The organism is Desulforudis sp. DRI-14 (genome assembly GCF_052618305.1).
In genome coordinates, this window is sequence record NZ_JBQXEZ010000001.1 from 95,122 (window position 1) to 115,503 (window position 20,382).

23 protein-coding genes and 1 pseudogene are annotated in these 20,382 nt (G+C 57.0%); 4 read left to right on the forward strand and 20 right to left on the reverse strand.

Features of this window, described 5'->3' with window-relative positions:
* Window positions 1-2: 2 nt before the first annotated feature.
* From ACUM6F_RS00500 to ACUM6F_RS00555, 12 genes and pseudogenes are all read right to left on the reverse strand, one after another.
* Complete coding sequence (locus tag ACUM6F_RS00500) at window positions 3-953, reverse strand: energy-coupling factor ABC transporter permease (RefSeq protein WP_445348042.1); 951 nt, start codon at window positions 951-953, stop codon at window positions 3-5.
* Between the two features lie 208 nt (window positions 954-1,161).
* On the reverse strand, window positions 1,162-1,395 hold the full coding sequence (locus ACUM6F_RS00505) for a hypothetical protein (protein ID WP_425620258.1): 234 nt from the start codon (window positions 1,393-1,395) through the stop codon (window positions 1,162-1,164).
* Window positions 1,396-1,595: 200 nt separating this feature from the next.
* Window positions 1,596-1,934 carry a PLP-dependent transferase gene (locus ACUM6F_RS00510; protein WP_445348043.1) on the reverse strand — a complete coding sequence of 113 codons (339 nt, stop codon included), beginning with the start codon at window positions 1,932-1,934 and terminating at the stop codon, window positions 1,596-1,598.
* A 283-nt stretch (window positions 1,935-2,217) separates the two neighbouring features.
* Complete coding sequence (locus ACUM6F_RS00515; protein ID WP_445348044.1) at window positions 2,218-2,517, reverse strand: AzlD family protein; 300 nt, start codon at window positions 2,515-2,517, stop codon at window positions 2,218-2,220.
* Window positions 2,510-3,235: an AzlC family ABC transporter permease gene (locus tag ACUM6F_RS00520; RefSeq protein WP_445348045.1), complete on the reverse strand. Its 726-nt coding sequence runs from the start codon at window positions 3,233-3,235 to the stop codon at window positions 2,510-2,512. The genes ACUM6F_RS00515 and ACUM6F_RS00520 overlap by 8 nt, the downstream gene beginning before the upstream one ends.
* Before the next feature lie 28 nt (window positions 3,236-3,263).
* Window positions 3,264-4,109 carry an AraC family ligand binding domain-containing protein gene (locus ACUM6F_RS00525; protein WP_445348046.1) on the reverse strand — a complete coding sequence of 282 codons (846 nt, stop codon included), beginning with the start codon at window positions 4,107-4,109 and terminating at the stop codon, window positions 3,264-3,266.
* Between the two features lie 185 nt (window positions 4,110-4,294).
* Window positions 4,295-7,219 (reverse strand): EAL domain-containing protein, encoded by a 2,925-nt coding sequence (locus ACUM6F_RS00530; protein WP_445348047.1) that lies wholly within the window; start codon window positions 7,217-7,219, stop codon window positions 4,295-4,297.
* Window positions 7,220-7,508: 289 nt separating this feature from the next.
* The gene (locus tag ACUM6F_RS00535) at window positions 7,509-8,255 is read right to left on the reverse strand and encodes an SIMPL domain-containing protein (protein ID WP_425620267.1); all 747 of its coding nucleotides are present in this window, start codon (window positions 8,253-8,255) and stop codon (window positions 7,509-7,511) included.
* 287 nt (window positions 8,256-8,542) lie between these two features.
* On the reverse strand, window positions 8,543-9,019 hold the full coding sequence (locus tag ACUM6F_RS00540) for a YbaK/EbsC family protein (protein WP_425620268.1): 477 nt from the start codon (window positions 9,017-9,019) through the stop codon (window positions 8,543-8,545).
* Window positions 9,020-9,375: 356 nt separating this feature from the next.
* Window positions 9,376-9,627, reverse strand: a pseudogene (locus ACUM6F_RS00545) (N-acetyltransferase family protein); the annotation flags it as partial.
* Between the two features lie 21 nt (window positions 9,628-9,648).
* Entirely contained in the window at window positions 9,649-9,897 is a 249-nt protein-coding gene (locus ACUM6F_RS00550; protein WP_426377608.1) for a GNAT family N-acetyltransferase, read from the reverse strand.
* 150 nt (window positions 9,898-10,047) lie between these two features.
* Window positions 10,048-10,518, reverse strand: coding sequence for a MarR family winged helix-turn-helix transcriptional regulator (locus tag ACUM6F_RS00555; RefSeq protein WP_445348048.1), 471 nt, complete (start codon window positions 10,516-10,518; stop codon window positions 10,048-10,050).
* A gap of 427 nt (window positions 10,519-10,945) precedes the next feature.
* Between ACUM6F_RS00555 and ACUM6F_RS00560 the strand changes: the two genes are divergently transcribed.
* Window positions 10,946-11,593 (forward strand): YkgJ family cysteine cluster protein, encoded by a 648-nt coding sequence (locus ACUM6F_RS00560; RefSeq protein WP_445348049.1) that lies wholly within the window; start codon window positions 10,946-10,948, stop codon window positions 11,591-11,593.
* A 109-nt stretch (window positions 11,594-11,702) separates the two neighbouring features.
* A complete protein-coding gene (locus ACUM6F_RS00565; RefSeq protein WP_445348050.1) occupies window positions 11,703-11,882 on the forward strand; it encodes a DUF1540 domain-containing protein in 180 nt (59 codons plus the stop codon).
* Window positions 11,883-12,258: 376 nt separating this feature from the next.
* Here the strand turns inward: ACUM6F_RS00565 and ACUM6F_RS00570 are convergent, their stop codons facing one another.
* The 5 genes from ACUM6F_RS00570 to nadA form a co-directional block, all read right to left on the reverse strand.
* The gene (locus ACUM6F_RS00570; RefSeq protein ID WP_445348051.1) at window positions 12,259-12,450 is read right to left on the reverse strand and encodes a hypothetical protein; all 192 of its coding nucleotides are present in this window, start codon (window positions 12,448-12,450) and stop codon (window positions 12,259-12,261) included.
* Between the two features lie 19 nt (window positions 12,451-12,469).
* Window positions 12,470-12,646 carry a hypothetical protein gene (locus tag ACUM6F_RS00575; protein ID WP_445348052.1) on the reverse strand — a complete coding sequence of 59 codons (177 nt, stop codon included), beginning with the start codon at window positions 12,644-12,646 and terminating at the stop codon, window positions 12,470-12,472.
* A gap of 268 nt (window positions 12,647-12,914) precedes the next feature.
* On the reverse strand, window positions 12,915-13,304 hold the full coding sequence (locus ACUM6F_RS00580) for a hypothetical protein (RefSeq protein WP_445348053.1): 390 nt from the start codon (window positions 13,302-13,304) through the stop codon (window positions 12,915-12,917).
* Window positions 13,305-13,330: 26 nt separating this feature from the next.
* Window positions 13,331-15,796 (reverse strand): heavy metal translocating P-type ATPase, encoded by a 2,466-nt coding sequence (locus ACUM6F_RS00585; protein ID WP_445348054.1) that lies wholly within the window; start codon window positions 15,794-15,796, stop codon window positions 13,331-13,333.
* A 439-nt stretch (window positions 15,797-16,235) separates the two neighbouring features.
* Complete coding sequence (gene nadA / locus ACUM6F_RS00590) at window positions 16,236-17,144, reverse strand: quinolinate synthase NadA (protein ID WP_445348221.1); 909 nt, start codon at window positions 17,142-17,144, stop codon at window positions 16,236-16,238.
* A gap of 478 nt (window positions 17,145-17,622) precedes the next feature.
* Between nadA and ACUM6F_RS00595 the strand changes: the two genes are divergently transcribed.
* A complete protein-coding gene (locus ACUM6F_RS00595; RefSeq protein WP_425620272.1) occupies window positions 17,623-18,672 on the forward strand; it encodes an AIR synthase family protein in 1,050 nt (349 codons plus the stop codon).
* 105 nt (window positions 18,673-18,777) lie between these two features.
* On the opposite strand, the gene ACUM6F_RS00600 is transcribed toward ACUM6F_RS00595, so the two are convergent.
* On the reverse strand, window positions 18,778-18,975 hold the full coding sequence (locus ACUM6F_RS00600) for a hypothetical protein (protein WP_445348055.1): 198 nt from the start codon (window positions 18,973-18,975) through the stop codon (window positions 18,778-18,780).
* A 360-nt stretch (window positions 18,976-19,335) separates the two neighbouring features.
* Here ACUM6F_RS00600 and ACUM6F_RS00605 point away from each other — a divergent pair, with 360 nt between their 5' ends.
* Complete coding sequence (locus tag ACUM6F_RS00605) at window positions 19,336-19,650, forward strand: proline dehydrogenase family protein (RefSeq protein WP_445348222.1); 315 nt, start codon at window positions 19,336-19,338, stop codon at window positions 19,648-19,650.
* 174 nt (window positions 19,651-19,824) lie between these two features.
* Here ACUM6F_RS00605 and ACUM6F_RS00610 read toward each other — a convergent pair whose 3' ends face one another.
* On the reverse strand, window positions 19,825-20,079 hold the full coding sequence (locus tag ACUM6F_RS00610; RefSeq protein ID WP_445348056.1) for a hypothetical protein: 255 nt from the start codon (window positions 20,077-20,079) through the stop codon (window positions 19,825-19,827).
* Between the two features lie 105 nt (window positions 20,080-20,184).
* Window positions 20,185-20,358, reverse strand: coding sequence for a hypothetical protein (locus ACUM6F_RS00615; RefSeq protein WP_445348057.1), 174 nt, complete (start codon window positions 20,356-20,358; stop codon window positions 20,185-20,187).
* Between the last annotated feature and the right edge of the window lie 24 nt (window positions 20,359-20,382).

Here is a 20,382-nt window from a genome sequence, read left to right on the forward strand (position 1 = left end):
GTTTAATGAAGAGGCGTGGAATGATCCTGTTTTTGGTTTTTCCGGCGCTGGACCCGAAAAACGGCATAACCGGCCAGGAAAGTCAAAACCGTCCCGATAATCCCCGCCGCGGCCGTACCCACCGGGTGTTCGGCCAAACCGGGGAAAGTATAGTCTTCGAAGGGCGACGCGATAAGGGCGACGCCTCGCTCCAGGAAACCCTTGTCCTCGGCGACGCGTTCAAGTCCGTCCGGGGAAGGGGAAGCGAAGGGTGAGAGGAACCCCGCGACGATCAAGGAAACGGCCAGCATCACAATGACGCCGCGCTTGAGGGCCTGGTTGGCCACGGGCTTGGCTTCCTCGGCTAGACGCGGGAGTATGTCGCTGTGGGCCTTGATCAGGTAAAGGACTACGGCCGTGGTGATCAGGCCTTCGCCCAGGCCGATGATAATGTGCCAGAAGGCCATAGCCGGCAGTACCACGAGCAGCGGGATCCCCGACAGAGCGAGCTCGACGGCGCAGGCTGCGGCAGCAACAAACACCGAAAACCAGGAAGCGACAAAGACAGCGGGTACTAGGCCGAAGGGCTTCATCGCCCGGAAAACAGCGTACCCGCCCAGGGGCGCGATGATCGCCATATTCAGGACATTGGCGCCCAGGGCGGTTACGCCGCCGTCGACAAAGATGAAACACTGGATGCCGAGGATGGTGGCCATGATAAGCGCGGCGACCCACGGCCCGAAGAGGACGGCCGAGAGAACGCCCCCGATCAGGTGTCCCGAAGTCCCGCCGGGGATGGGGAAGTTAATCATCTGCGCCGCGAAGACGAAGGCCGCCATCACGCCGATAAGAGGAATCTGTCGTTCATCAAGCTCCTCTTTGGTACGCTTGAGGGCCAAGCCGATGCCCCCGGCCGACAGGGCCGCACAGGTAATCCAGGTCTTGCTGTCCAGGAAGCCGTCAGGAATATGCATCAGAACACCTCCAAAACTAAATATTTATGATTTATGCCCGGGCTAAAAACAAAAACCACGAAGGGCCGGCCTCTTAGCCGGACTTGTACCTTCGTGGTACACGTTCCGCGTCGGGGTTACCGGGTTCCGGCAGCTCCGGCTGCCGATTTTGTGGTAATTATATACTCTATCCCCCTGGATGTAAACCCCCGAATTAGACTAAACTAAACTATTGCAGTTTCATCCTGCGGATTTCCTTGAGCAGTTCTTCGCCCTCGCGGATGTGTTCCTGCAGGTGGCTGATACGCTGCATCTCGGCGCCCTGGTTCTTGAGCTCCTCCAGCTCGGCGCGGTGCGCGGCCACCGAACCCTCAACGTCCTTGTAAATCTCTACCGCCCTCTCAAAGCTGATGCCCTTACGTTGCTCTTCCTCAAAACGGTGTTTCAGACTTGGACAGCTCACGGCGCATACCTCCTCGTTAGGCAATCTTGTTACCATGCGGCGTTACCTAATATTCTGATTGTCCCTGGCAAGTTGTATACGTCGTGGTAAAACTTCGCGGTAGGATTTGGCGCGGGTAATCACCGTGCCGACACCTTTTGCCTGCTCCTTGCCAGCCACTTCCGCACCTCATCCGGCAAGAGCGGTACGGGAGGAAAGCCCTATGCTAAAGCGTGAGCCAGGTCTGCGATCAGGTCGTCCGGGTGCTCCAGCCCAATGGACAGCCGGAGGAGGTTGTCCGGAGCCATCGTTCCGGGCCCTTCGTACGAGGCCCGGTGCTCAATCAGACTGATCGGGCCGCCGAGGCTCGTCGCCCGGACAAAGAGGCGCGCCTTCGCCGCCACCGCCAGAGCCTTCTTTTTTCCGCCCTTGAGCTGGAAGGAGATGATTCCGCCGAAAAAGGCCATCTGCCGGGCCGCCACCTCGTGCCTGGGGTGGTCCTTGAGACCCGGATAGTGCACCGATTCAACTTTGGGGTGACTGCTCAGGAATGCGGCCACATGCGTGGGACCACGAACTCTGACTTGGTGTCTGAAACTTTACCTTATGAACCTGCCCCGTGTAACCGTAGAAACAGAGTTAACAAGTGGATTTCACATGCCCTTGACGCCTTGCTGAAATTGGCTCGTGAAATAGTCTGGCTGGCCACGGCCTCAACGATACCTACCTAGCGGACCAGTTTACAGATTCCTTTGGGCCGGCCCGGAGGGGATTCAGCAGGTCATTGAAAGACGTGAAAACCGGTCTGCAGATGTAACCACCCGGAAGTCCATCGGCACCTCGTTACAGCACCAGCCGTGCTCCCCAGACCACGCCGACCCCGGTCGCCAGCGCCAGCAGCAGGTTCCCGCTCCGCCAAGCGACCAGCGCCGTGGCCAGTCCCGCAACCCCTTCCGCGAACCCCCCGCTCAGGACGGCGGGAGCGACAATAGCCATAAGGACCGTTCCGGGAACATGCCGCAGCCAGGCCATCATACGCTTGGACAAGGTCACCCTGCTCATCATCCAGAGCCCGCCGGCCCGGGTGGCGTACGTTACCACGGCCATGCACGCTATCGTGAGCACAGCCTGATAATCAGTCATCATTTTGCATCGCTCCCGTCAGGCTCCCGGCCAGGCCGCCGAGCAGGATGTACCACTTGCCCGGCAGCAGCTCGGCGGCCACCGCTGCCACAACGGCGGCTACAACCCAAGGGAGAAGATCGGCCTTGCCCTTCCAAAAACCCACGAGCAAGGCGATGAACACAGCCGTGAAGGCAAAGTCCAACCCCCAGCGCGAGGGGTCCTGCAGGACATCGCCGACCATCCCCCCGGCCACGGTCGCACCCACCCAGGCCAGGAACAGGGCGATGCCGCTGCCCAGCAAGAAAGCTGCATCGCGGCACCCCCTGGCATGCTCGCCCATGGTCAGGGCCCAGGACTCGTCGACGATGAAGAACGAGGTCAGGTAAGCGGCGGCGGGACGCAGCCGTGAAAACCACGGGTACAGCACGGCGCCCATCAACAGGTGGCGGAGGTTGATGATGGCCGTGGTCAGGACGATGGTTCCGATGGGCAGCGGGCTGGCCCAGAGCCCGAGGACGGCGAACTGGCTGGCCCCGGCGAAGACGAGGCCGCTCATTAATACGGACTCCGCCAGGCTTAAACCTGCCTGCCGTGCCAAAACGCCGAAGACCAGGCCATAGGCGAAGACGCTCAAGGCAATGGGCACGCTTTTCCTGAAACCGGCCAGGGCGCCACTGAGACTGAAGGTGACAAGGTCTTTAAGTGATTGATCCTGAGAGCGTGCTGGTCTCAACATACCTCCAGCTTAAGGCATGCTGAACCGCTCAGTATTGTACGTTTTTGCTGTCTTTAAGGTATTGCCCCGGCGTGCAACCCGTGATGCGCTTGAAGTGCTTCGTGAGGTGGCTCTGGTCCGCAAAGCCGGTCCGGCAGGCGGTGTCCGCGATAGAGAAGCCCGAAGACAAAAGCTTTTTCGCGCGGGCCACGCGCACCTGATTCAGGTAGGCGTGGGGAGGAAGCCCCGTTTCGTTGCGGAATACGCGGATGAGGTGAAAAGGGCTGAGGTTTGCAGCGGCGGCGAGTTCCTTGATTGAGACATTTTCGCTGTAGCGTGTTTCCAGGTAGTCCCGCACCCGCCTTACGGCAAGCTTTTCCCGGCCTACGGGCTTTTGCACGGGACGGCTGTCGGCGTGCCTCCCGATGAGTTGGGCGAAGGCGAGGAGAAGACGCGACTCCCTCTCGATCTTGGAGGCCGGTTGTTCCAGCGCCTTGTGCAGTTCCAGGATGAGCTCGGCAAGATACCGGTCCTGTACGACCGGTTCCGGGAAGAAGGGTACGTCCGCAAAACGTCCCGCGACTTCGCCAGCGGCGTCCTGTAGCAGGGCGACGTCAGGGTAGAGCATCCGGTACGTCCAACCCTCGTCACTGCCCCTGCGGCCCGTATGCACCTCGCCCGGGTTGATGACGACGACGCTGCCGCTGACGGCGGCGTGCGTCGCGCGGCGGTACTCGAACACCTCGACTCCCCGCTCGATGACCCCGACGGCGTAGCCCTCGTGGATGTGCGGCGAGAAGGAGTGCGTAACGTAAGAGGCGCGCAGCAGTTCGAGATCGCCGAGATCCCGCGCGCGCCAGAACTTCACGTTTTCGCGCCTCGCTTTGGGGTTCAAAAATTCAGCCTCCGGGCCAGCCCTGATACGCAAGCCGTCTTATTAACCCTTTATAACCCGTTACGCGCTGGCGTTACAACCCCTAAATCTTTATGATATCGCAAGCCCTTTCGACACCGTTTCAAACTCCACTGATCGCCAACGATCGCTGACGACCCCGGCAGAGGACACAAAGGGAAAGCACTTTAAGTACTATGGTTGAACGCGCCCCGAACCCCCGGTAAGGGAGACGGCTTGCCGAGGAAATACCCTTGACCGCAGTCCACTTTCAATTCCTGCAGGATCTTCATCACGTTTTCGTTCTCCACAGACTCCGCCACGGTCTTTTTGCCAAGGGTATGCGCGACGCTGTTCATAGCATGCACCAGGGCACGGTGCGTCGGGTCCGCGTCGAGATCGCGGACGTAGGAACCGTCGATCTTAAGGTAATCGATCGGTAGAATACGCAGGTAGGAGAAGGACGAAAAGCCGACGCCGAAGTCATCGAGAGCGAAACGGCAACCCAGACCTTTCAGCCTGCGGATCCAGCGCTCGGCCAGGATCATGTCTTTTACGGCCGCCGTTTCCGTGATCTCGAAGCCGATCCGGAAGGGATTGATTCCGCAGCCGCTGATGTGATCGGTAATAAAGTCCAGCATGGTTTCATCCCCCAGGCTCACCGCGGAAAGATTAATGAAAAGATTGAGATCGGCGCGGTTTTTCATCGTCCCGAGGGCGGTTTGAACAACCCAGCGGTCGATCTGGGGCATCAGGCCGAAGCGCTCGGCGACGGGGATGAACCGGTTGGGGTAGACTAGTTTTCCATTTTCGCCCCGCAATCTCACCAGGACCTCGTAATGCATGGTTTGGCCGTCGGCCAGCCCGACCACGGGCTGGAAATCCAGCACAAAATGGTTTTCCTTTAAACCCTGCCTTATCAGCTCCAACATCTGATTGGTCTCGGAAACCCTGGCTGTGGCTTCCTCATCCGGCTGAATGAATACAACCCTGTTGCGGCCTTCCTTCGCGGCGTACATGGCGGTATCGGCATAAGAAAGAAGCTTTTGCGCGTTTAAGGTCCCGTCGATCATGGCGATACCGATACTGGTGCTCAGGTTAAAACAGGACCGGTGAATGTTGAGGTCCTCCTCTTCCACCGCCCGGCGCAGTTTCTCGGCCGCGTTTCTGGCTCCTTCAGCGTCCGTATCCTCGAGCAGCACCGCGAACTCGTCGCCGCCCAGCCTGGCCAGGAAGTCCCCCTCGCGCAGGTTGTCCTTAAAGATCCCGGCCAGCTTCATCAGCAGCTCGTCGCCGGCGGCGTGACCGAGGGTGTCGTTAACAATCTTGAAGTTGTCGAGGTCGATAAACAGGAGGGCGCTCGTCTTGTTCCGCTTGGCCCGTGCGACGGCCCGCTTCAGGTTTTCGCCGAGGGCATACCTGTTCGGGATGTTCGTCAGGGAGTCGTGGGTGGCCAGGTACTGGAGCCTCTCCTCGATCCGCTTGCGATCGGTGATGTCGCGGAAGGTCTGGATGGCGCCGACGATGTTCCCATTGCTGTCGTAGAGCGGCGACGCCGACGCCCAGAGGAAAGCGCCCTTACCCTGGAAGGCGGAGGGAACGTAGGTCTCGACGTAAAGCGTCGTGTCCTTCGCCACGATGTTCTCTTCCAGCAGGGCGGGGTCGCGGTCGGAAAAGACGGCGTCGATAAGGCTGGGGCGGGGACACCCGTAAAACGGTACCGCATAGGCGTAGTCACCCTTCCCGATGATGTCCTCCTTGGCTACCCCCGACATTTCGACCATCGCCCGGTTCCAGGCGATCACCTTCCGGTCGCAGTCGATCACAAAGGTCGGATCGGGAAGGAATTCGATAATGTCCAGGAGCTGCTGGTGCGCGGTCCGCAGGTCATCCTCTGCGCGTACCCGGTCGGTGATGTCCTCGCCGATTCTGGCCGACCCGATGATGTTCCCGTCGACGTCGCGCAAGAAGGTGTTGTTCCAGAAGATCAGCCGCCGTTGACCGCTGCGCGTTTGAATTTCTTTGGGACCGTGTATGCTGACGACGGTCTCCAGGTTCTTCTTAGCTTTTTCGCGCTTGTCCTCCGGGACGAAGATGTCAAACCAGTTCCGCCCGAGCACTTCCTCCCGCTCCCACCCGGTAAGCTTCAAGAGGAAATCGTTACAAAAGGTGATGTTGCCGTCCTTGTCCAGGATCACGGCAATGAGCTTGACTTCCTCGAGCATCTCGCGGAACCGCCGCTCGGACTCCCGCAACAGCTCGTTGGCCCTGTGCAGGTCTCCGTACTGCTGTCGCAATTCACCGCGCATTCGTTCGAAGGAACGAGCCAGGTAGCCGACTTCGTCGCGGGTTTGCACCGCTATCTCCGTGTCCAGGTCGCCGTGCGCCAAGCGGTTGGCCGCCACGACCAGCTCGTTGATCGGGCGGGTCAGGGAATTGGTCAGCCACCAGATGATGCCAATGATCACCAGCCAAATCGAGCCGAAAGTAAAGAAAACGTTCTGCACGGCGTTGCCGACCATCTTGTCGACGAAGAGCTTGTTGGCCCCCACATACCAAATGCCGATGATTTTACCGCTCTCGTCCCTGATCGGTTTGTAGGCCGTCTGGTACTTGACCCCCACCACGTTGGCCTCGCCGGAGAAGACCCGGCCCTCTTGCAGGACGACCCGGGCCACCTCGTCCGATACCTTTGTGCCCACGGCGCGCTTCCCGTCTCTTATGACATTGGTGGCCACCCGCGTATCTCCCTGAAAGATCGTGCACGTATCACCCGTCAGCCGGGCGATTTCGTCAACAATGTCGAAATTGCCGTTCATCAGGGTCTCGCCTTTGTAGAGCTGACCGTCGCGGATCGCCCAGGGGCCGGGGAAGCGGCTGTCCAGAAGAGCCTCTCCAAGCTGCAGGTCGCTTTTGGCCTTCTCCACCGCGGCCTGCTCGGCTTCATTGCGAATATGCTTCGTTGTCCCGAAGACTGTAGCGATAAGGCCGATCACGACGGCCAGAGTGATCAGAACGATAAATCGCCAGCGGATGGACCGGAATCCAAAGGATTTCAGACTTTGAGGACCGTCTTCCACCATCTCATCTCCCGGGGGGGCTTTAAGATCCACCTAAAATCCATCGGGTTACATGTATTTATCGGGTAGACAAAGACGTTTTTTGACTCTTCATTTTTTTCTTTTTGTTTAAATGCTCAAAACAAAGTTCCTGCTGCGACACCAAATTTTAGGACCTGACATCTTCAAGTATGGGCTTAGCTTTTTACCGGTCGACGGACTGCTCTTGTCAGTTGTTTTCCCATACGGAGTCAGGCTTGACGACACTTGCCCGTTACCGAAACGAAACCCCGCCTGGCTGCAGGCGGGGTTTCGTTTCGGTATACTTTCGCGCGCCGATCAACTACTGTTTGATATAGAACTCGGCGTTCACTACCGCGGTGATGGTTTTTTCAAGAGACGAGGTGTCGTTAATGCCGTAGTCCGAGACCTCCACCGAATTGATCGGCTTGATTTGAAATACCCCCATCTTGGCCGAACGGATGGGGCCGATCCTGCCGCCTCCGTGCTCGGCAATTTGTTCCGCGCGCTTCCTGGCGTTGGCGGTGGCCTCGGCCAGCATTTCAACCTTCAGCTCGTTGAGCTTGGTGTAAAAATACTGCGGCGGATTCGACTGGAAGTCGATGCCTTTGTTGATCAGCTCGCTTGCCTCCCTAGACAGGGCGGCAATCTCGTCAACCTTGGTCGATCTCACTTCCACCGACTGCCACAAGCCGTATCCCCTAACTTCGTTCGTCTCGCGGCCGTGCTGGTCAACGGCGTAGAACGTGGTCATCGAAATCGGCATAATGGTAATCTCACTCTCTTGCACACCCTTGGCCTTGAGATAATCCTTGACCTCTTTCAGGTCGTTCTGCAGCGCCGCATAGGCTTCGGACAACTGGGCCGAGCGCCTGCTGAAGCTCGCGGTCCAAACGATGAGATCCGATTTTAGCTGCTTTTCCGCCGCGCCGGTCACCGTTATCGTCGAGGTCGACCTGACCTCGACGAAGGCGTTGGTGAAGATCAGGGTACAGATAATGAAGCTGATGCCCAGGATAGCCGCCAAAACGATGATCTGGGGGACCCTGCTCCCGTCGGGTTGGTTCACCGGCTATCTACCTCCTCTCAACCAATATATTCCAATCATAACCATCATACCGCCTCTCGTCCCGGCTTGTAAATGAGGTCAGGTCTTAAAAGCATAACACGATGTCTATTAATCGTCTTGCTTCCTGCAAGAGTGGCGTCTTCACTCAATTTCACTAAGTTTGTACCCCTGCAGCTCTGGCTATGTCAGACGTCTTCAAATATCGCTTTCTCACTTATCTTTTCTTCAAGCACTCTTTATTACTTTAAGGATCGTTAGAGAATGGGGTCAAACCTTAAAAGTTTAAATTATTTAATGAGTACGACTTTCCCCTGCGTTATCCTCACCAAATCGTCGGGGGTAAGTTTAAACACGGCGTGAGGGGTACCGGCCGCCGACCAGATTTCCGGGTACTTCATCAAATCCTCATCAATAAAAGGTCGCATATCGCTTACGTGTCCCACGGGCGGAACGCCGCCGACGGCAAATCCCGTGTGCTCGAGAACGAACGCGGCGTCTGCTTTTTCGATTTTCTCCCCCACATATGCCGCAAGCTTTTTCTCATTGACACGGTTGGCGCCGCTCGCAATTACACAAACAGGCTTACCGGTGTTTTTGCCTCGGAAAATCAGCGATTTGGCTATTTGACCGACCTCACAGCCGATTGCCTCCGCTGCTTCTTTCGAAGTCCGCGTTGATTCCGCAAATTCGATGACGGTTAACTCCAGCCCGTACCGGTCTAATACGGCCTGCATCTTTTGCGCGCTCTTGCTTAGGGTGTTCATTGCGGTTATCTCCTCCTGCCGAAAGGCTTGCTTCGGTCAGCAGTCTATCGCACGGGTTTTACCTGGGTTAGGCACGGTCTTTCCACTCCGCATACGGTACAGACCGTGCCGGTTATCCTTCCTCTGCCAACTACTATCCACTTTAACCTGTCATTAGCCGTATTTCTACACTATTTAGCTGACAGGTAAAACAACATCGTTTACCTGCGCAAACCTGTATCCCGCCAGCCGCAGCGTAATCCAGTTCATCTGCCGCCTGATCTCCACAGCAGACCGGCGCAGTCAAGCATCCTGAGCCAGCCGCTCGATGAGTTCCCGGAGACGTATCATGGAACCGCACGAAGTCTCCGGGGACTTCAGGACGGTCGCAGCAGCTTTTCCATGGCCATCACATCTACAAGGCGGCCGTCAAGCTTGCCCTGGGCCCTGAAGACGCCGACTTCTCTAAAACCCCGCTTTCTGTACAATCGCTGGCCCGCTTCGTTGAACGGAAAAGTGAACAGGACAATCTTGTCAAAGCCGTTGCGCTCCGCTTCCGCCTCAAGCGCTTCCAAGAGCGCCGTTCCCACGCTGCGGCCCCGGTAATCCCGCCTGACATAGACGGAGAGGTCAGCGACCCCGGCGTAGGCTCACCGGTGAGCATAGGGGTTCAGGGCAGCCCACCCTACGACCTCGCCGGCCGTTTCGGCCACCAGGACGGCGTACCGGCTTTCCCGCGCCAGCCATGCGCCGACCTCTTCCGCGGTCTTGGGTTCGGTCTCCAGCGTGGCGATGCGGTCCTCGATGCCCTGGTTGTAAATCACGCTGATGGCTTCCGCGTCACGCGGTACGGCCCTGCGGACCCGGAAACCGGGGCCGGTCCGTGCGTTATCAGTCATCCTTACTCCTCCTTTTCGCCGGCACCCCGGCTTTCAAATGCGTTTAACAAGAACTCAGAGGCTTGGCAGCCGTTGATTTGGAGATTAACCAACGAGCCAGTTATCTTCATCCTCCATAGACGGTGCTAACGAAGAACGGATATCCGCCCATCAGAGAGTACAGCAGCCGAGCGAGGAACTAGCAGATAGCGTACTTTGGTGCATCGCCTTAGAAAGAAGCCCGATGCTTCGGACAACCTCATCCCTTTTGTCCTGAGGGATGAACTCTAGGATTTCACGGATAAACCCGGCCATCTGGACAGCGATCCGACTCTGCAGCTCCCGGCCCTTTTCCGTTAGCACCAGATTCAGGTAGCGGCGGTCCTCTTCGGAAGGCCTGCCCTCAACCAGCCCTTCTCCTGTCAGGGCCTGAACGTGGCGGCTGGTGGTGCTCTTATCCAAACCCAGTACGGCCGCCAGTTCATTTACGGTAATGCCGGGACTCTTGTTGATCTCATAGAGGATGTGACTGTGCGCCAGAGAGATCCCGCAGCACTGCGCGCCTTCCCTTTGCAGCAGGCCGAACCGCCTGACGATCATTTGAAACATCTCCCTTATGTTCTCAAGATCTCTGTTATCCAAGCGCTACACCCCCTTCGCCATAGTTGCATGATACAACTATTATTCAACACCTGCCGCCAAAATGCAAGTGCCTTTCGTCGTGGGAACTCAGGATGGACGGACGCAACCCGGGGGCCCCGGCGCCGGTTCATGCAAGCTCCCCCAATGCCGCCGGCAGGCGAATCAAGGGCAACAAGCCGGAACCATCTGCCGAACGAAGCACCTGAGTCCGGCCGTGCGTCTTGATCTTATCACTACTATATAAGAATACTTCGACCGTCCGGCAAGCGCCGGCATCGCGAAAACTACCGGATCGCCCGGCTTCTACCGGGCGCCGTTCCCTAAGGAAAAAGTTCCGTCTGTCTCCAGCTTTGAAGCATAAGGGCGGCCGTTGTGCTAGAATCTTAGTAGCCCCGGCCGCCATTCCCCTGACGGGAGGAGGCAAAAAATGCGGAAAGCGCACCGGACAAGCTGCATACGCTGCGGCACCTGCTGCCGCAAAGGCGGTCCCGTCCTGCACCACGAGGATAAGCAGATCCTTCTGCACGGATACGCTGGACACCGGCACCTAATGACGATCCGGAAGGGAGAGCTGGTATTCGACCCTGCCGTCGGCATGTTAAGACCCGCCGACCGGGAGCTCGTCAAGGTGCGGGGTAAAGGACCGGAGTGGTCCTGTTGCTTTTTTGATGAAAAAGCCTCGGTCTGCACGATTTACGAACACCGCTTCTTGGAATGCCGCCTCCTGAAATGCTGGGACACCCGCGTGCTTGAAGCCGTCATCGGCGAAAACACGATTGCGCGGACCGATATCATAAATCCCGGCGACCCGATCGTGAAGCTGATCGACAGGCACGAGCAAGAATGTCCGCATCAGGAAGTGCAGGCGCTCCTCGCCGGCCTGTCCGGGGAAGCGGACCGGCCGCGAATCCTGAGGGAGCTGGCCGAGTTCGTCGCGAAGGACGAGGCTGTACGTTCCTATGCGATATCTGAGCTGGGGCTACGCAGGGAATTTGAACTGTTCATCTTCGGCCGCCCCTTGGCTGCCGTCCTCAGGTCCCACGGCATGGCAGTCCGCCGTTCATCTTCTTCATAACTTAGCCGACTCATGAATTAGCTCATCAAGCGTTGACAGGGCCGAATATGTCTCGTTGTTACGGGTAAAATACTGGTGATGAGGCTTAACAGAAGGATGTGTACGCCATATGTCCAAAGTCATGAAATGCATGTGCGAGGAATGCCACTACAACCACAATTTCGAATGTCATGCTGACGGCATCGAGGTACGTTCCAGCGGCGATAAAAAGGTCGAAACCTCGGATGGAACCTGCTGCAATACCTTCAGGCCGAAACAGCGCGGGGGAAGAGGCGGCTGCTGCGGTTAGGGTGCTGCAGGAAAATCCTTCCTTAGTACTAGATCTTCTGTAGCATAGAACTTCGTGCTTGTACGAAGTTCTATGTCTGTTTAGCGTAAAATGTCGACGCGCCTTACTTTGTCTCCCGCATCTGCGGTAAAAATGCACAGATTTATTATTTAGCTTCTGCCCCCTTCGCGCCCTAGCGCCCCGAGTCTGGCGCCTCAAGGATAAGGTACTCTTCTATGCCACCTGTGTTTCAAAAGTTATTGCACTGAGGCTGCCGACGATAAAGCCGTACATGAAAGGCGGCGCCACTGCAACATCCCCCCAACCCGCACCTGCGGCAGCAACTACATACTCCTTCTTTATGGATTCCGATATATCTGGGAAAAGGTGATTGTGGTTAAATAGCCCCGCCCTGCATCTGCTGCACCGAATACTGACATTCGGCAATACAGAGGTCCAAATGGTGGGCAGCCTCGGTTAACTTAGTCTTGACCTGCGGGTTGGGTTCCGCCTGGGCCATGCTACGCAGCTTGCCGGCGGTTTGCTGGCAGGCCTGGATGCACTGTTGAATGTTGTTCCCAACTGCCACTGGAATATTCCTCCTTGCGTTAAGGCATCATCATCGCGCTCTCACACTGGCGGATACATAGCTCGACATGGTGAGCTCCCTGGGTCAGCATGTCCCTGATCCCGGCATTGTTGACCCCGTTGGCCGATGAACGAAGCTGGTTGGCCACCTGGGTGCAAGCCTGGATGCACTGCTGGATCTCTTGCTTGTTAGCCACCCGCATACCCTCCTTGTAGAAAAGTTTCAAACAGTCTTATTATGCCGGCGCGGATAACAAGGTATTCATCTCAGGCCGCCTGGGGACTTTCATCACCTATTTCAGTCACTGTTGGGCAATTCAATACAAGAGACCTATCAAAAGACTTTCGCTGGCATCAATAACCACTTCTTGCCGAATCAAGCGCGGCAACCCCCTTCTTGTTCAGAAGCTGCCGGCGACCGCGACCTCGGAAGGCGCGTACGCTAAGAATCACAGCCATGGTGGGCTATAATGGCCTTTCCCCTGTGGATGCTGCGGGGCCGCCGACCGGAGAGACATACGCTATGCAGCCATAGCCCGGGGAAATGATGGCGGGAGATGTTGCCGTGATTTTAGGGAATGCGCGCGGTGACCGGGACTGCGTCCACCATAAAACAATAAGCACGGTCAATACGGCAGCGGTAACCAACAGGATCCACAGCCAGCGGTTACCGGCCCGCGTGTAAACCCCGTCCTTACGGGGCTGTTGAAAAACTTCGCCTGGCTTTGTCATGCTCGCCGCCCAGTGCCCACGTATCACCCAGTACGCTCCGCGCTGGCCGGCTTCGCCTTCGGCGCCATGCTCGTTTTTGAACAGCCCCCATTTTTTCAACAGGCCCTTGCGTTCTATGGCCATGCCGGACCCCCCTAGTTTTGTTTTTCCTACCGTGCGGGATAGGGATTAAACCTCTTGAGCAGCAGCGAATTGCTTACCACCGAGACCGAACTGAACGCCATCGCCCCGGCGGCGATGATCGGGTTCAGCAGCCCCAGGGCCGCCAGGGGAATGCCCAGGGTGTTGTAGATCAACGCCCAGAACAGGTTCTGCCTGATCTTGCGGATCGTCTGGCGGCTCAAGCAGATGGCGGCCACAATCCCGCGCAGGTCTCCGCGCATGAGGACTATGTCGCCCGTTTCCACCGCGACGTCCGTTCCCGTGCCGATGGCGATGCCGACGTCGGCCGTGGCCAGCGCGGGCGCATCGTTGATGCCATCCCCGACCATGCCGACAACGGCCCCTTCGTCCCTCAGTTTCTGCACCTCACGGGCCTTGTCTTCCGGCAGGACCTCGGCAAGAACCCGGTCGATCCCGACCTGGTCGGCGATAGCCCGGGCGGTACGCCGGTTGTCGCCGGTGATCATGACAACCTGCAGGCCCATGGCCCGCAGGCGCTTGATGGCCTCGGCAGAATACTCCTTGACCGTATCGGCGATGGCTATAATACCGATGGCCCGGCCGTTTTGAGCGACAACCACGACCGTCTTCCCCTGGCCCTCAAGTTCCTCCAGCCTGTCCTTAACTTGAACCAGGTCAACCCCGCCGTCGCGCATGAGTTTGACATTCCCGATAAGAACCGCCTGGCCCTCGACGGCAGTCCTGATGCCGTAGCCGGGAATGGCTTCAAAGCTCTCCGGCTCAGGGACGGCCAGGCCCTCGTTCTCCGCCGCCTTCACGACGGCCTGGGCGAGTGGGTGCTCCGAGCGTCTTTCCGCCGCGGCGGCCAGCCGCAGGACGTGGGCCCGGCCGGTGTCGGCGAGTGGAACGATATCGGTCACCGAAGGTTCGCCTTTGGTAATCGTTCCGGTCTTGTCCAGGACGATGGTATCCAGCTGGTGGGCCTTTTCCAGGTGCTCGCCCCCCTTTATCAGGACACCGTTTTCGGCCCCTCGCCCCGTACCAACCATAATCGCCGTCGGGGTGGCCAGCCCCAGCGCACAGGGGCAGGCGATCACCAGAACGGCGGTCATATTCAGCAGCGCGGCCTGAAACTCACCGGTCGCAAAAAACCAGCCCGCGAAAGTGACAACGGCGATCACCACCACGGCCGGGACAAAGTATGAGGAGACAACATCGGCCAGGCGCTGGATCGGGGCCTTCGATCCCTGCGCTTCCTCCACGATACGGATGATTTTGGCCAGCGCGGTGTCCTTGCCGACCCTGGTAGCTTCAAAGGTAAAGCTCCCGTGGCGGTTGATGGTTGCGCCAACCACCTCGTCACCGATGTTTTTGTCCCGGGGCAAGCTTTCCCCGGTCAACATGGACTCGTCCACCGTAGAGGACCCTTCGCGGATGATCCCGTCCACGGGAATACTTTCTCCCGGGCGGACGATGATGAGGTCGCCGACGGCCACTTCCTCGACCGGAATGTCCACCTCACGGCCATCGCGCAGTACGCGGGCGGTCTTGGGGCGTAAGGCGATCAGCTTCTTAATCGCCTCGGAAGTACGCCCCTTGGCGAGCGCTTCGAGCAGGCGGCCCAGGATCACCAGGGTGATGATCACTGCCGCCGTTTCGTAGTATACGAAGCCGGTGAGAACAAAAGTATTGGCCACGCTGTACAAGTAGGCGGCCGAAGTGCCCAGCGCGATCAGCACGTCCATGTTTGCCGTGCCGTGGCGCAGGTTCAGGTAGGCCCGGCGGTAGAACTGGAAACCGGGGCCGAACTGGACGATGCTGCCGAAGACAAACTGGACGTTCTTGCTCATCAATATCCCTATGTGGGGCACCAGGCCGAGATCAGAGGCCATGACGTAGAGGAGCGGGAGGGTGGCCAGAGCCGCCAGGAAGAATAAACTGCGCTGCCGGACGATTTCGGTGGCACGTTCCTCTTTCTCGACCCTGGTGTAAGATTCTTCGGCGAGGTCCTGCACACCGTAACCGAGGTCCACGATGGCCTGCTTAATCTCCGCAGTGCTGACCGTTTCGGGCAGGAATTCGACGGCCGACCTCTCGGTGGCAAGGTTCACGACCGCATCTACGACGCCGTCCAGGGACCGCAGGCGCCTTTCCACCCGCGCCGCGCAGCTTGCGCAGGTCATACCCGTTACGGCCACTTCCAGCCGCTGCGTCTTTACTTCATAGCCCAGGTCTTTGATGCGCTCGATAATCTCACCAAAGCGGACGTGTGCGGGATTATAGACTACTGTTGCCTTTTCGGTGGCGAAGTTAACAGCTGCCTCGTGGACGCCGTCGATGTTACTGAGAATCTTACCGATGCGCGCGGCGCAACTGGCGCAGGTCATGCCCTTGATACCGATGGTAACCTTGCGCCGGTTGTCCGGAGTCTCGCCGCTTGTCTGAAAAGTAATGCTTTTAGGTTTACCCCCGGCGGTGATCTGTTCAGCCATTGCCTACGCCCCTCTTGGACCAACTTGGTTCTTTTTTCTAAATTATTGTACAGCATCCACCAGTATCGAGTGCAACCTGGGTCCTTGCCTATTTCGTGGATAGTCGTCCTCGTTTCCGGCTTAGCCATCATGTTGACTATCGCTTTTCGGGACTTCGGATCCGATACGACCTTAGCCATCGCCACCGGTATCCGCATGTCTTGCATCATGCTCGCCATTACCTGCTGCGTGTCCTGAAACTCATAATGTTGATCATGTGCTGTTACACGCCAAGGGCTTTCATCAACTAGAGATGAGTACTCCTAGCATGTACAATCCGGGCCGTTTTTATGGACAAGATAGCGATTGTCAAACTATGATAGCATCAGCAATGTTTACCCTTGGTGCTACGGAACAGGTCCATTAGTTCCACACCACGAGTAGAGGATATTTGGTTGATTTAGTTACGGCCCAGGGCCAACATGCGATCCAAAGAGGTCCTTGCTCTCGACCGGATCTCCTCGCTTACGCTGACTTCCGGCGCGAGTGTCCGTAAGCTTTCAAGGACCTTTTCCAAGGTAGTCCGCTTCATGTTGGGACAAACCGCTTTTGCCGACGCCGCCACAAAGGTTTTGCGGGGGTTTTCTTTCCTCAAGCGATAAAGGATCCCCGTTTCGGTTCCGACAATCAGAGCACTGAAATCCCGTTCCCTGGCGTATCTGATGATACCACCGGTACCTAGGACTGCATCAGCCAGAGATCTTACCTCCCGGCTGCATTCGGGATGGACGACGACGTGCGCTCCTGGATATTCGGTTCTCGACTTCAGAATGTCCTCCGGTTTGATCCTGGCGTGCGTAGGGCAAAAACCCGGCCAAAGAAGAAGTTCCTTCCCGGTTACCTCGCTGACGTAAGCCCCAAGGTGCCGGTCGGGAACAAACAGAATCTTGCGGGCCTTTGTATTTTGAACGACCTTAACAGCGTTTGCCGACGTACAGCAGGCATCCGACTCTCCCTTAACCTCGGCACTGGTGTTGACATAACAGATAACAGCCATATCAGGCTGCTCGTTTTTCATCCTGCGCAGTTCCTCGACGTCAACCATGTCCGCCATAGGGCATCCCGCGTCAATATCCGGCAGAAGGACCTTCTTCTCGGGAGAGAGAATGGCCGCTGTCTCCGCCATGAAGTGAACACCACAAAATACAAGAACCTCAGCCTTCGTTTCAGCTGCCTTAACGCTCAATTCCAATGAATCACCAACAAAGTCGGCGATATCCTGAATCTCCGGACGCTGATAGTTATGGGCCAAGATAAGGGCGTTTCTTTCCTTTCGTAATTCTAAAATCTCGTCGATCAGTTCTTTCAGAGGTTATACCTCCTTCTACTCCGAGCCCGCAGCTTCGAGGCCGCCGCGGTATTCCGGAGCAAGGCAATACGGGCATACCTGTATTAGGTCGCTGTGAACAAGAAAGACTGCTTCCCCGCAGCATTTGCATAGATCAATCCGCCCGCCATCCCCGACATCTCCGTCACCTCCCTACCTTCCTTTAGCGACCGTTAAACGGGTGAGATCACTCATCAATCACTTTCCGAACATCTGTCTCCTTATTTCTAGCGGTAAATATGACTATGACTATCAGATTACTGGAGATTATACTGGGTATGGCAGGCGCCGTCAAGGATCTGTAACTCTCCCCATTTTGTCTTGACGTTTAATGGCGGAATTAATTATAATCCAACTAACTTTATCATTTTGGTAATATTAGCCAAGTATCTCGGTCCCGTAACGGCTCAATTGCAGAGCATCCGTAGTACTTGCGAGACAAACAGGGGGGATGCCCGGAATGCTTAAACTACCCGCTACAGGAAAGATCTCACCGGATGTGTTCAATGAACTAATCTATCCGCGTCTGGGAGCCCCCGCCACAAATGTTCTTGTAGGGCCTCAGAGCGGTGTCGACACAGGGATTATCGAGATCGGCGACCGCGCGGTGTCTCTGACTACCGACCCGGTTTTTGTGGTGCCGGCTTTCGGATGGGGGAAGGCAGCCTGGTTTGCCGTGCACATTCTTGTATCGGATGCCGTAACCTGCGGGTTGAGGCCAAGCTTTCTGTCTATCGACCTCAACCTGCCGTTGGAGATCGGCGAAGATGAACTGGCCATTCTTTGGAACACCATCCACCGTGAATGCGTAAAGCTCGGCATTTCCATCATCGCCGGCCATACCGGCCGCTATGAAGGATGTCACTACCCGATGGTCGGCGGGGCAACCGTGATCGGTATCGGAGGCAAGGACGAGTACGTTACACCGAAGCTGGCGAGGGCCGGAGATCTGATTATCGTTACCAAGGGTCCGGCCATTGAGGCGGCAGGCATCCTAGGTACTGTCTTTCCCGAAATCGTAGCGGAGAAATGCGGCCGCGATTTAGAAGATGCAGCCTTGGATCTCTTCTTCAAGATGTCGGTGGTCGAGGATGCTCTCACCGCAGTATCGGTTGGAGTCCGAGACAACGGGGTCAGCGCTATGCATGATGCGACTGAATGTGGCGTTATAGGCGGTTTGTACGAACTAGCCCAAGCCGCAGGTTTGGGATTGCGGGTGGAGAAAGAACGTATCGTGGTTGAACCGGCGGCAATGGAGATCTGTGATTGTTTTGGCATCGATCCCTACGTGTCCATCAGCGAAGGCACATTGATCATCGCCTGCCGGGAACATGCGGCCCAGGCGATTGTCGATGCCTTAGCGCGCAAAGAGATCGCTTCCTCCGTGGTAGGTCAACTAACCGCGCCGGAGAAAGGGATGGTTATTATCGACAGAGGAAGGGAGGCAAGGTTAGAGCATCCCGTGGTCGATCCGTTCTGGCAGGCGTTCAATAAGGCCCGTGGGTATTAGTTGATCACACCCGTCCCCTCACAAATGAAAGATGGGTGCCAGACACCTGAATTACTAAGTTATTGGCTTTGGCGGCAGGATGCCAATCAGCGGCATTGATTGCGCCTACTCCTCGATAGCCCCGCCAAGATCGCGCAGGTATCTCCGAAACGTGTATGATGGGTCCGCCGCCCGCCTGGTCAGGTAGTCCCCAGCAAGTTCCTCGCTGTCCCGGTGGCATCCCCAGACAACCATCCCCGCCAACCCGCAAGCCATCGCTTCCAGGACCGTGATGCAGGAGCAAGGTGCCAGGCACAGGAGCAAGGTGCCACAGGAGCAAGGTGCAGGAGCAAGGTGCCCAGGAGCAAGGTGCCAGGCACAGGAGCAAGGTGCCAGGCACTTAAGTTATCACACAGGAGCAACGAGCAAGGTGCCAGGCACTTAAGTTATCAAGTTTTGCTTAAGTTTGGAAGAACCTCCTGCTATCGAGGCCGCATTGGAACAGAATTATACGCTGAAGGGAATCGGAGAGAACATCGGTCCCACTGCCAATGCCATTTTCGACTTACGGACAAGACGATAACTTAATAACTGGAGTGCCTGGCACCTCTTGCCAGAAAGAAACCCACCCGTACTAGTCGCGAGTGGGGTTTGTTGCTAATGTGATCTTTTGGAGGTAAAGCCCTGCAATCTACCCAACTTCTCCTTTCCCCGGAAGCTAAAGCCAAATGCGTCTATCCTATTTTCGGCACCCACGATGACCGGATGATAAACGCAATTCGCCCCCTGCTGCATGAGAACGGATGGGGCAAGGATTCGTACGAATTCGAGATGCTCTATGGCGTTAGGCCGTCGCTTCAAAGGCAGTTGGTTGACGAAGGGCACAACGTCAGGGTTTACCTGCCCTTCGGCACTGAATGGTGGCCTTACACCATTCGTAGAATTGGAGAGAACCCGGCAAACGTGCGCTTGGTATTACGTGCAATTCGAAACGACTGACCACCTCCCGTTACTAGTCCGGACTGACCCGGTTTGGTGGACACCCTGATACTTGGGGAAGCCTCATCAACTCATCCGCTAGTAGGATACGCCCTCCAATATCGCCTAACGTATCGGTCGTGCACCCCAACTGCTGGACCTTTTCTGCTATCGGGCGCTTGCCCTGGATAGAGTTCATTTCAGGATTGTGAACGTGAAGATGGTGTTTGAGCCGTTCAGCGGCCCCTCGACCGACTTGCGGCGCACCCTATAGTCCTCTTCAAACACTCGGGCACCAAGCGCGGAGCAAACGAGCGGAAGACGGTTCTGAAAGCCCATCGCTCTGTGCACGTCACCCGCCCGAATCACAACTTCTTTCTGGCCACGGGCACGGGCAGGCTCAACAATATGCTTCCCGCAATAGTCGCGTACCTCATTAGCGTAGCTCATCTAACCACCCCTTTGCATGCTCCGTAACGGAGTCTGAAAATCAGTGTGCTCGTTCATGAGACAGCCTCCATCTCTCTCAGCAGCTTCTCCAGCCCCTCGGCAATCTCAACTCCTGAGGTTCGCAAACGGCAATCGACCGTGGCGCTGCTTAAACTCCGTCAGCATCCGTCGTTCCACTTCCGGGACCTCTCCAAGGGCCGAGGCACGGAGATCCCTAATACCCAGAAATCCTTCAAAGGCATCCAATCCCTGGTCCTTAAGGCGCTGATGGTCAGTCACATTCTCACCCCAACTACTAGATAA